Here is a 12,147-nt window from a genome sequence, read left to right as displayed (position 1 = left end):
AACAGATAGACAAGAAGCTCAAGAGAGGGGGACAAGCATGAAAAAATGGATATTTCGCTACCGCTACGATATGGCGGCAATCCTATTGATGCTGGTTGCGATTGTTGTATATCTTGCCCCCATCTATGGACCTGGACAAATCGTGTTCAGCGACATTGCCTTTGGAGCCACCTCTCATCGCTATCTGGAGGAAATAACCGGGGTATGGAACGAACGATGGTCTACCTCAACCCTGTTCAATGCCCCACGGATCTTGTATATCTTGCCCTTCTATGGACTTTCATTATTATTTGATGAAAGCGGTCCGGTCTTGCTCAAGTCGTTTATTACAGGCTTGTTATTTGTTTCGGCATTTTCGATGTATGCCTTTGCCAAGCGACTGGTCAGCGTGTATTATTCACCAAGCTTTACGAAGACCCGTATTTTTGCCATTATGGTGGGTTCGTTGTTTTATGCACTGAATCCGTGGGTTATTTTTCGCATCCAGCATATTTATTTGCTTTGTGGCTATAGTTTGTTTCCGTTAATGCTGCGATTTTTTTTCAGTGCGGTGGACCCCAAGTTTCAAATTCAACAAATTAAAAACTATCATCCCCATAAATTGTATCAGCGGAACTGGATTGACCTGTTCCTGCTGGCTGCGGTATTCACCGTTAGTGCTGCGGCCATTCATTATTTTTTCTTCGGGATGATTTATTTGGGATTGTTCACCATGTTGCTCCTGCTCAAACTGACCTGGACCCATCGTAAAGCTGGGCGCGCCTATTTACAGCCCTTATACGGTAATTTTTTGCGTAAAGGCATGATTTTTGGTGTGTTTTTCGGTCTGCTCAGTTTTTATTGGTTGTCCTTGTATGTAGGCAGCATGTTGATGGACGCCCAAGCGTCTCAGCATAATATCAACGTCGTGGATACGTTGTCTCTGTTTAGCCGTAACAGCAGTTTATATAATGTGGGTTATTTACTGAGCTATTGGTGGCCCATGTTCTCTTTTTCCTCACTGCCTGCGATGTTTTATGTAGGTGGGGGGGTCTTATTGCTATTGATCGGGTACGCGATGGGGACACGTTCACATAAAAATCCGATCATTTTGATTTTCTCGCTCCTTACGCTGTTATTTATGGTTGCAGCCACAGGAACGACGTTTCCGTCCATTGCCAAGTGGTTTGTTATTCTGGTTACGAAAACCCCCGTGATTGGTTCAGTTTTCCGTGATCCTAACAAATTTATCGGGCTGCTTTCCCTTAATTTCGGCGTGCTGCTGACCTTTGGCGTTATTCAATGTATGGAATGGTTTGGATCATCGCCGCTACAGCGTGTGTATAAAAAGCTAGCGGTTGTTATCGTCATCTTGTGCCTGGGCGTGTATTTGGCTCCCTTGCGTACCCAGTTCATTGAGGGCTACTACAAGCCGGTACAAGTGCCGAAGGCTTATAGTCAATTGGCTGAAAAGCTGACTGATCCAGATCGTTTTGACAGCAAGGCACTGTATTTTCCGATTGCCGACAATATGATTCAAAGCTATAACGGAGTAGCGACACCCAAATGGAATAAAGGAAAAACGGCCACTGAGAAGGCGACTGGAGATTTTCAGGTGTACTCTTCTCCGAAAAATACGATCTTTCATCATGAAGGCAACGATCCCGGTATTACATACTATATGAATTTTCTGCAGTATGTTATGGACAACGGATTAAGCTCACGATTAGGCTGGCTATTCTCTACCTTTGGGGTTAACCAGTTGGTCTACCATGATGAATATGAGGGACAGGAGCAGCGGCAGGATTTTCACCTGTCTCAGCTGGAAGGTCAGAACGGGCTGAAACGTACGTACAAGAACGACTTATTTTCCATATTCAATCTTGATCAGGCACCGCCCTATATGAATATTCTTGCAAGTAAAATTGTGACACCTTACGGATTTAGCCGTTTGGAGAGCTACAGTCATTTGCCTGGTTTTGATTTTAGTCGCTTTGGCGTGTTGTTCAGCGCGTTGAAGCCTGAGTTAAACACCATTCAGACGGTCAACAAAGGGGACTATGTGGAAGCAGCCTCCTTTAATGACTTACTGTTGTCACAGCTTCCGGCAGAGGATTACTTGCGTCCTTTTGATGCCATTGAGGATGGCAATGCCTTTTTAAAATGGTCCAAAACTTTTGCTTCAACCAACGATTGGTTATGGTACTTATCTTCTCAGAATATAAGAAACTTCCCGTTTGATATGGAGATGGATGCAGGGATTGCAGTCACTTTTGCCAGTAAGAAGCTGGATGTGGCGCCTTATCAGATGAGCAGTATTGAAGGGAAAACGGTGCTGGATTTTGACTCGATGCTGAGAACTGAAACCTTTTTCAAGCCGGATAATCCGCTGTTGTTCAGTGTGCAGGCTAACCCTCGTGAGGAATCCAACGATGTGCCTACACTGCACGGCGAGATTATGAAAGGAGATCCGAGTAATATATGGCAGGTTGCCAGATCGGGATTACTGGAAGCCAAGGAAAATAACCCGTATCAGTTCCACATCACCGTTTCTGGTCGCGGGACGAACAAAATGCATGTAAAAATGAGGTTTTATGATAAGCAAATGCGTGAGCTGGGCGTTAGCTATGTCGTGGCACCTTCAGAGGGCTATAACTTTGACAGTGTAAAATTTTACGGGGAATACGTCTCACCTCCTGGAAGCTATTGGATGCGAATGGATTTGTTAACCCTCCAGCGTCCGCAGCAAAAAAATTACTGGTGGATTCATGATATCCAGCTGCGTGATTTGGGGCAATATAGCAAGCCCAACACGTTTACGATGCACAAAAAATTGGAGCAGTCTCAAACCTCACATGTATATGCTAGAGTGTTCATGAATAAGGCAGGCGGGAAATTGCAAGTCACACTGCCGGATGGAGTGGTTAACATCAAGACCCATGATGAGGGATTAAACCAATTCCAATGGGTCGATCTGGGGGAGCATGTTTTTCCCAAAGGAGATACTCCGGTCACAGTGAATAACCTGCAAGGCTTTAATGCGGTTAATCAATTTGCGATTGTCCCAGTGGATCAGCTGGATCAATTATCTTTTCCGGTGGAGCAGGCACTGAAGCGGGGCAAGCTCTTTTTCACCTTGGAGGCAGAGAGCGATTTTAACGCCCAAGGGAATGTGCAGACAGAACGTGCCTTACCAAGACTTAGTATGGGGCGGGGGATCAGCTACCAAAAAGGGACATTAAGCAGAGAAGTGGAAGTCGTCAAAACAGGAACCTATAGCGCAGCAATTTTGGCTAATCTGCCTGCCGGATACAAGGGATCTTTAACCATGAAATGGACGAATGAAGAAACTGGAAAACTACTGACCAGAACGATTCGTACGGGTGAGACGTATAAGCAGTTACCCGCTACCTCAATATCCGAAAAGCAAGTTATTGAAACGGTGCCTAATCAGGATGGTTTTGCCAAGAAAATCATACAAATTCCCGGTCTGCTGAATGATTATGGCCGGGTCGAATTTAGAAATCTGTTCTTAACCAAGGGAAAATATCGCTTAACCCTTGTCCTGGACAGTCAGGTGCCGTCATTGAGTGGTTTTGAAGATATTCATCGAATGAACGGTCAGGAAGTGACCGTGATGCCTGGGCAGGACACGAAGGAATCATTAAGTACGGATGTTGGCTGTGTAGCAGATATTCGACCTGGCCAGACGAACCTGTCCATCAAGAACAAAGAACTGTCAATCCGTTACGCACCTAGCTATTCTTGTGACTGGAATATTTATGCGTCCCAAAAAATGAAGGCAGAGCCGCTGCAAGAGTACGCTGTGCAGTTGGATGCGAGATCAGAAGAAATTGGAAGTCGGCACATGAAGGTCATTTTTTTAAATAAAATGTCCCAAGTTCTTCAAACCTCCTATATTGATGAGGTAGAGGAGAGAGATAAGGAGCAATGGAATCATTATGATCAAATCGTGAAGGCTCCGGCAGGAACTGCCTTGATGCAGTTTCAGATATTGGCGCATGCGCACAAGAAACAATCAGGCTTGTTTCAAATGAAGCAATATTCCATCATTCCTTATCAAGCGATGATTACAGTGGATCAATTTACGCTGTTTGAGGGAACGGATATGGATACTTTTTTTATGGCACCACATGCTGCGGAAAACATTCAGGCTACTCGTGAAAATTCCATGGAACGCAGCTTTACGCTATATAATCCAATGCATCAGCAGGTGCTCATCCGGGAGACAGAATCACCTAATCCACTCTGGGAGTTCAGGCTGGGTAGCGAAAATCAGCGAGCGCGTCTGTCTGTGAATGGAGTAACGACCGGATTTATAACGAATGGCAGCGGAAACGGTAAGGTTGTTGTTATTCTGGCTTCTGCCTACCGTTTCGGCTGGGTACTGTTTGTCATAGGAATATTGGGTGGAGTAGCTTGTTTTCTTCCTTATGGGCGATGGAAAAGGCGGAAGCTTCCATAAAGAAGCAAGCTGCCCAGAGGGGCTAGACGTTACGATACAGCTACATCTCGTATTTGTAGCCTCTACCCCAAACGGTGCGGATATGCTGAGGATTTTTAGGATCACGTTCAATCTTTTTGCGGAGGCTGGAGATATGTACGTCGATGGTACGATCCAGATAAGCGCCATCTCCGCCTTTAACTCGATCCATCAGCTCGCTGCGGGTAAAAACTTTCCCTGGATTGGTGGACATCTCTTTTATAATGGAAAATTCGATGTGAGTAACTTCGATTTCCTGGTCATCGACCAACAGGCTATGACGGTAATCATTCACCCAAACTCTTACCTTTTTAAGCTTTTGGGTACTCGTTTGTGATTCAGTGAGCATGTTGCTGCCACTGCGGCGCAGCAAGGCTTTGATACGGGCGTTTAGCTCTCTCAGGCTGAAGGGCTTGCATAAAAAGTCATCTGCTCCGTCGTCTAGAGCCTTTATTCTTGTATTCAGCAGGGTATTATTAGAGATGACGAGCACGGGAACCGTGGTAAATTGACGGATGTGATTGATCAGCTCACATTCGATTTTACCGGAAAACATTAGAGCGGTCACAATAATATCCGGCTTAAAGTGCATTAATGTAGGAATTGCGAGTTTATAATCATAGATTAGTTCGGTCTGATAGCCTTCCTCTTGAAGATGAAGAGCAATCATATCAGCCAAACTTTTTTGACCTTCAATGATGAGTATTTTTGTAGACATGACTGACATCTCCTGTACGGACAAAGATACAAATAACATGGCATAACGATGTATGTTCTACGATGTTACATACTTATGTATTCGGCAAAAGCACGAAAAGCAAACAGTTTCATAATGTAAGAAAAATATTAACTTAAAGGAAGAAGGTTGCATCTTTGCGAATGATTTTATTATCCGGAGGGTCGGGTAAACGTCTATGGCCCTTATCCAATGTGAACCGCCCTAAGCAGTTTCTTTCCATCCTACGTCATGACGAGCGACCAGAAAGCATGCTACAACGGATATGGAGACAGTTAGATGAGGCGGATTTGGCAGAGCAAGCTTATTTTTCTACGAGTGGAACTCAGGTCGAACTGATTCAGGGGCAAATTGGCGGAGACGCTGTGGTCATTGAGGAGCCGACTCAGCGGGATACCTTCCCGGCCATTTCCCTAGCTACGGCTTACTTGCATGACGTCGTGGGCGCATCACGTGACGAAATCGTAGGGGTCATGCCGGTGGATGGCTATGCAGGGGATGAATTTTTCGAACATCTGCGCAGGCTTCCTTCGATATTAGAGCAATCCGGAAGCCATATCGCATTGATGGGGGCTGTTCCAACGGAGCCTTCCGATAAATATGGATATATTGTCCCTTCAGCTCCTTTGCTTGATCAGGCATATTATAGAGTGAGCTCATTTGTAGAAAAGCCTGATCTGATCCGATCCGAAGCATTGATCCGTGAAGGAGCGTTATGGAATTGCGGAGTGTTTGCTTTTAGAATCGGCTTTTTAATGGATGTTCTGACACAAATGGGTTTACCAGTCGATTATGAGTCACTTTCGACAAATTACGCAGACTTGCCTAAAACCAGCTTTGATATTGCGGTAGTAGAACACACTCGTAAGCTCTCCGTGCTCCCATATCATGGAGAATGGAGAGATTTAGGAACATGGGATTCGTTGGTGCGGGAAGTGAGTTCAAAGCTGAGTGGCCCCGGGTATATTTCAGAAGCATCACATGACTCGCATATCATCAATGAACTGGAGATTCCGGTCAGCATCTGGAATGTCCCCAACATTATTGTCGTTGCTGGGCCAGATGGCGTGTTGGTTACGGATCGACAATCATCCACAGGAATTAAGGATATGGTAGCTGAAATTGAAATTGGACCGCGTTTTGAGGAGCGCTTTTGGGGGAAGCAAACGGTCTTATCCCATCAACAAGCAGCCAGCGGGTTACAAACGGTCACCAAACGTGTGGTTATTTCGAACGGGAGATTTATCAGTTATCATGAGCATCAGTTTCGAAAAGAAGTGTGGACCATTGTCTCAGGAACCGGAAGCGTCTGTATCGATGGGATGACACAGACTGTCAGCCCCGGCATGGTCATCGTTGTGGAACCGGGTGCCAAGCATTTTATAGGAGCCGTAGAGGGAGATTTGGAATTCATTGAGTCACAAATCGGACATATGGTATCCGAAACAGATATTATCCGATATGAATTTCCCGATTCGGTGGATGCTCGTATTGTATAAGAGGCCCAGAATGTAGGAACGAATGGGTAAAAACGAGGTACAGACGAAGCCTACGAGGAGAGCTAGGAACTATTTTTTAACCAAGCTTTGACGACTAGGAATTCTCAATAAAAAGGTATTCATGCGTTGTCGCTTGAATACCTTTTTTGCATGAACAGCTCGTATTGTTCTTAATGAAATGAATAGGAAAGAGGCTTATAAAATGAGCTTTTTGGAGGTTAGCCACTCTTTGACAGCATCTGTACTGAGATCTCTTTTCGGTGTCCATTCTATTTTATCCACCAACTTGCCGTTTCTGAATTCTGCAATCGTAGGGGTATATTTTACGTTGTAATCGGCTTTAAATTTATCCCATTGGGATTTGTCCTTATGAATCTTGTGAACGTTCAAAAAAGTAATTTTGGAACCCAGATTATACTGTTCAATCATCTTGTTAAAGTTAGGCTCAAACCGATTGCAGTCGCCACAACTGGGTCTGCCAACATAGACGAATACACTTTGGTCCTGCTGAATCAATTGTTTAAAACCATTGATTGTAACCGCATTCAAGTGGTCATATATTTCGGGGTAATTGCTTTTGCTCGCTTGGATCTCTTTATTTTTCTGCTGAACTACCTGCTCTAAGTCTTGAAATTTAACTACAGCTGAAATAGCAATACCAATGATAAGCAATACAATGACACTTAACCCGGCGATATATCCTTTTTTCACAGAAATCCTCCTTTTTTTACAATCTCAAACTTACAATATATGATATTTCCATTTTTAGCTGTAACACTTGTCTCATAATGCATAAAAAAGAAGCTTTCCATTTGGAAAGCTTCTTGTAGTCTCAACGTTAATGTTAGACTACAACAGTCAACAAGTAATCCTCACGTTTCACTTCAGGTTCTATTGTGCTCAGTACATCCAGGTATTGAGCGGAATTGGTTACGATGATTGGCGTAGTCGTTGTATAACCTGCTGCTTTAATTTGTTCGATATCAAATTCAAGCAACAATTGCCCTTGCTTCACCACATCACCCTCTTTGACGCGCTTGTCAAAGAATTGTCCTTTCAGTTTCACCGTATTAACACCAACGTGAATCAGAATTTCTGCTCCGTCATTGGAAGTAATACCGATGGCATGTCCGGTCGGGAATACGGTCGTGATCGTTCCGTTAACAGGGGATGTCAGCACACCTTCTGTAGGATCGATCAAGATTCCTTTTCCCATAGCGCCTGAAGCAAAAGCAACATCAGAGGATTGTTCCAATGGCAGCACTTTACCTTGCAGCGGACTTACGAGAATTTCTTTTTCAATGGCAGCTTCTTTCTTTGCGGGTGCGCCTTCTGTTTTTGCAGTTTCTTCTTTCGGATCGTCAAAGCCCAAAATCATAACCAACACAACAGCGAGTATAAAGGCAACGAGTAAGCCGATAACAACCCATAAGAATCCAGCTCCAAAATAAGTTGGCAATGCCAGCAAACTAGGCAGGGAGAAGGACTTTGCAGTTGCTCCGCCGGAAGCGATAATAGCGCCCCCGATACCACCAGAAATACAAGCGTAAATGAAAGGCTTTTTCAATTTCAAAGTTACGCCATAAATCGTAGGTTCAGTAATCCCGAATACAGCTGCCAGTGTGGAGGAACCAGCCAATGCTTTCATTTGAGTATTTCGTGATTTCAGGAATACCCCGAGTGTTGCACCTGCTTGAGAAAGTACGGCTGCTGTAAGCATTGGAAGCATCGTGTCATAACCCAATGTTGAAATATTGGATAGCATGATTGGAACGAAACCCCAGTGTACACCGAAAATAACAAATACTTGCCAGAATGCCCCGGCAACAGCTCCAGCAATCAATGGGCTTAAATTGTATACCCATGTAAAACCATTCGCCAAGCCTTGACTGATCAGATTACCGACTGGACCAAAGGCCAAAAACGTCAATGGAACAACGACCAGCAGTGATAGCATAGGGACGATAATGTTTTTTACCGATTGATGAACAAAGGAATTAAACCAGCGTTCCACATAGGATTGTACCCATACCGCGAGAATAATGGGGATTACGCTGGAACTGTATTTAATTAAAATGATTGGAATCCCGAGAAAAGCCAGTTTTGCTGGATTGTCCACCGCTGCAATCACATCTGGGTAGACGAGTGCTCCAGCAACTGCAACGGATACAAAGGCATTGGTCTTAAATTTACGAGATGATGTAATAGCCAGGAATATAGGCAAGAAATAAAATACACTGTCCGAAGCAGCGTTCAGAATGAGATACGTACCGCTTGCAGTATCAATCCAATGGAGCGACGAAATTAAGGCCATAATCCCTTTGAGCAAACCTGCTCCGGCAAGAGCCCCCAAGAGAGGAGAGAAGATGCTCGAAATGATATCGACTGCTTTGCCGAGAACATTCGTTTTCTCGGAAGATGCTTCTTTTTTCGCATTTGGATTGTCCGCATCCTGCAGATTTGTTTCTGCCATCATATGCTCAAACACTTGACCTACATTGTTACCGATGACCACTTGGAACTGGCCGCTGCTTTCCACCACTGTAATGACACCAGGCGTTGCTTCTAGTGCAGCTTTGTCTGCTTTTGTACGATCTTTTAATTTAAATCTCAAGCGTGTAGCGCAATGGAATACCGAATTGACATTCTCTTCGCCGCCAACGAGAGTCACTATTTTTTTAGATAGCTCTTTATCACTCATGTTCAGAACTCCTTAAGTGTTATTCTTGCTACGGATAGGATTTACTGTTTACATTTGTTGCTAAGATGCGCCGGCGTGCATCTTTTTAACCTTGTAAACAAGAAAAACCTAAACTCGTGGTGAAAACGACGTACTCCTCATACAAGGGTATGTCGTTTTCACCATCAGTTTAGGTTTTGCCTGCCTTACCAGTCACAATCCATGAACGATGAGGATATGAAGTTTTTTAGCCTGAAATGTTATTACGTTCAGTTACCCGATGAATGTGAATCGTCAGATATACATATTCATCCTTGCTTAAATATTGATCATAGGTTTTTTCCAGGTATTCATTAATTTTTTGGGCACACGCAAAAGCTTCGGTATAGGTTTGCTTTACCTGGTTGTACAAAAATTCTTCACCACTGTAAATGACCTCTTTGCGAATCACTCGCATTGCAAAGTATTGCAAATGGGTCAAAAATCTCGAATAGCTAAAAGAAGTCTCATCCAGCACAATCCCGTAATGATACGTAATAATGTTTAATATATGTTGGACAATCTCAGTCATTTTCAGCGTGGCCTGCATCTCGTTACCGTCGATCCGGGCATTCACCATATGCAATGCGATAAATCCAGCTTCGTCTTCGCCCAATTTTACACCGAGCGTATTTTCAATCTTTTGCAGAGCATCCAGTCCAACTGCAAACTCTTTTTTGTAAAAGCGTTTAATTTCATACAGCATCGCGTTTTTGAGTGCCAATCCTTTATCTTCCCGCTGTATGGCAAAATGAATATGGTCGGTCAAAGTTAAATAAATGTTATCACTTAACTCCGTATCCAGCACCTCTGCTGCATGGGTGACAATTTCATTCACGACCTCCAGATGAGATACGGGAATATCGTTCAGCAGCTCGGTTAGTTTGGCCGTGAACTCGTTTTCATTTAACATGAAAATCTTATCTATTTTATGATCATCGACTGGGTCGCCAGCTACCTTTTTGAAGGAAATACCTCTTCCCATGACGATGACCTCTTTGCCTTTATCGTTTTTAGTCAACAGGACGTTGTTATTGAGCACCTTCTCAATAATCATTGAAGTTCCCCCTCCCATCCTTTACCAATAAAAAATGCCCAAGCACAATTCAATACTATTGTTAGCAATAGCACTCAATTGAACTCAGGCATTGCCCGCATCACCGGTCACAATCCTTCGATATAGTGCTATTGTAGCACAAAAAAAAGCGATTTCAACATTTTTTATTCTCTTTCGACAAAAAATATTTCATATCAAGGCCCAATTGCCTAATTTGCAAGTCAACTGACCCTTAAGTGGTCGTACGCTCAATGAGACTGTATTCCAGCGAATGAAGCTCCATCTGGCGTCCAATCAGCTCAGGGGAAAGCATGAAAAAAGCATTTTGCGCCTGAGCCATAATGGGATTTTGAACCGTTGTAATTCCCATGGTGTGCGACAGATCCGTGTTATCGAACCCAACAATCGCCAGATCTTCCGGTACCCTCAGCTTTTGTCTGCGCGCTTCGCAGAGAATGCCCACGGCTACATAATCGTTAGCACACAAAATAGCCTCCGGAAATGCCTCCCGATGCTGTAACAAATTACGTACGACCTGTTCGCCGTCACGAATGTTATAAATAGAAGAATAGTTCCAATGCGGCAGCACTGGCAGATTGTGCTCACTCATGATCTGCTTATAAGCTCGTTGTCTACTGTGGGTATTAATGCTGCTTGGACGACCAAAGGCATTGGCTATACGAGTATAGCCTTTTTGTATCAAATGCTTTAGTGCTAGCATGTATCCTTCATACTGATCCATAGCGACGGAACGAATATCAGTATGCTCCATTCGTTGCCAGGCCACAATGGGACCATATTTGCAATAGGTACTCAAAAAATCAGTGTCATTCACGCAGGAAATGATGACCAGCGCATCGACTCTTTTTCTTTTTAGATCCTCGAAAGCTTGAAGCTCCTTCTTTTTGTCTTCTCCCGAAGTATAAATAATGGTTTGGAATTCATATTGTCCAGCGATTTCCACAAAGCTGTCCAGAAAGGCCAGAACAATTTCATTAATAGTTGAAGTAATGATGCCAATCTGGAGCGTCTGACCCTTGGATAGAGAAATCGCATTTCGATTAGGAACATAATCCAGCTCCTGCATGATTTTCAATATTTTAGCTCTGGTTTCTTGGCTTACATGGGGGGACTGATTTAACACTCTGGATACCGTAGCCTTGGAAAAGCCCGCCAGTTTTGCAATTTGATCAAGATTCGACATGATGCTTCTCCTCACATAAGAAAAAAATACTTGATATGAAACGCGTTACAACAATTAGGATGCTCATGAGGGCATTACGTCTATTTTAAAGCATCTATTAATGCATTTCAAAGGAGAACGGTTGCCGATAGATATTGATTCAAGAATTGTAATTTTATATCGTTGGACTTCACAAATTTTTCACTTGTAATAAGCTGAAAGTTTTCTGTATAATAAATAAAAATTTCATATGTCTGGTTGATGTTTGCGGGAGATGGAACGAAAGTTCCGACCGAAGGGGCAAAACTCTCAGGTGCTAAGGCTGGTTACAGCAATATGCGGGGACCGTAAACGGACAGAACTCTGGAGAGACCCTTAATTGGGCGCCGAAGGTGCACCGCAGAATAACATCTGCTTAAACTCTCAGGCAAAAGGACAGAGACGCGAATAACCTGTGACAGGGAATACTC

7 protein-coding genes and 2 riboswitches are annotated in these 12,147 nt (G+C 43.6%); of the genes, 2 read left to right on the top strand and 5 right to left on the bottom strand.

All coding sequences use genetic code 11. From position 1 onward, the window contains the following. Positions 1-37: 37 nt before the first annotated feature. The gene (locus FKV70_RS15105) at positions 38-4,465 is read left to right on the top strand and encodes a hypothetical protein (protein WP_142613354.1); all 4,428 of its coding nucleotides are present in this window, start codon (positions 38-40) and stop codon (positions 4,463-4,465) included. 40 nt (positions 4,466-4,505) lie between these two features. Here the strand turns inward: FKV70_RS15105 and FKV70_RS15100 are convergent, their stop codons facing one another. Further along, a complete protein-coding gene (locus tag FKV70_RS15100) occupies positions 4,506-5,201 on the bottom strand; it encodes a response regulator transcription factor (RefSeq protein WP_142613353.1) in 696 nt (231 codons plus the stop codon). Between the two features lie 161 nt (positions 5,202-5,362). Between FKV70_RS15100 and FKV70_RS15095 the strand changes: the two genes are divergently transcribed. Further along, positions 5,363-6,718 carry a sugar phosphate nucleotidyltransferase gene (locus FKV70_RS15095; protein ID WP_142613511.1) on the top strand — a complete coding sequence of 452 codons (1,356 nt, stop codon included), beginning with the start codon at positions 5,363-5,365 and terminating at the stop codon, positions 6,716-6,718. A gap of 195 nt (positions 6,719-6,913) precedes the next feature. Here FKV70_RS15095 and FKV70_RS15090 read toward each other — a convergent pair whose 3' ends face one another. From FKV70_RS15090 to FKV70_RS15075, 4 genes are all read right to left on the bottom strand, one after another. Further along, positions 6,914-7,429 carry a thioredoxin family protein gene (locus tag FKV70_RS15090; protein WP_063212194.1) on the bottom strand — a complete coding sequence of 172 codons (516 nt, stop codon included), beginning with the start codon at positions 7,427-7,429 and terminating at the stop codon, positions 6,914-6,916. 133 nt (positions 7,430-7,562) lie between these two features. Beyond that, entirely contained in the window at positions 7,563-9,419 is a 1,857-nt protein-coding gene (locus FKV70_RS15085; RefSeq protein WP_142613352.1) for a beta-glucoside-specific PTS transporter subunit IIABC, read from the bottom strand. 226 nt (positions 9,420-9,645) lie between these two features. After that, positions 9,646-10,494, bottom strand: a complete 849-nt coding sequence (gene licT, locus FKV70_RS15080; protein WP_142613351.1) for a BglG family transcription antiterminator LicT — start codon at positions 10,492-10,494, stop codon at positions 9,646-9,648. A gap of 232 nt (positions 10,495-10,726) precedes the next feature. Continuing rightward, on the bottom strand, positions 10,727-11,698 hold the full coding sequence (locus FKV70_RS15075; RefSeq protein ID WP_142613350.1) for a LacI family DNA-binding transcriptional regulator: 972 nt from the start codon (positions 11,696-11,698) through the stop codon (positions 10,727-10,729). A 237-nt stretch (positions 11,699-11,935) separates the two neighbouring features. Then, a riboswitch (glycine riboswitch) is annotated at positions 11,936-12,012 on the top strand. Positions 12,013-12,030: 18 nt separating this feature from the next. Beyond that, a riboswitch (glycine riboswitch) is annotated at positions 12,031-12,126 on the top strand. Positions 12,127-12,147: the final 21 nt, after the last annotated feature.

It is taken from the genome of Paenibacillus ottowii (assembly GCF_006874425.1).
Taxonomy (GTDB): Bacteria; Bacillota; Bacilli; order Paenibacillales; family Paenibacillaceae; genus Paenibacillus; species Paenibacillus ottowii.
This window is presented reverse-complemented; position numbering and strand designations above follow the sequence as displayed.

Bases quoted from the DNA above. Each gene is read 5' to 3' on its own strand.
- FKV70_RS15105 (WP_142613354.1), top strand. From the start codon at position 38: ATGAAAAAATGGATATTTCGCTACCGCTACGATATGGCGGCAATCCTA.
- FKV70_RS15100 (WP_142613353.1), bottom strand. From the start codon at position 5,201: ATGTCTACAAAAATACTCATCATTGAAGGTCAAAAAAGTTTGGCTGAT.
- FKV70_RS15095 (WP_142613511.1), top strand. From the start codon at position 5,363: ATGATTTTATTATCCGGAGGGTCGGGTAAACGTCTATGGCCCTTATCC.
- FKV70_RS15085 (WP_142613352.1), bottom strand. From the start codon at position 9,419: ATGAGTGATAAAGAGCTATCTAAAAAAATAGTGACTCTCGTTGGCGGC.
- licT (WP_142613351.1), bottom strand. From the start codon at position 10,494: ATGATTATTGAGAAGGTGCTCAATAACAACGTCCTGTTGACTAAAAAC.
- FKV70_RS15075 (WP_142613350.1), bottom strand. From the start codon at position 11,698: ATGTCGAATCTTGATCAAATTGCAAAACTGGCGGGCTTTTCCAAGGCT.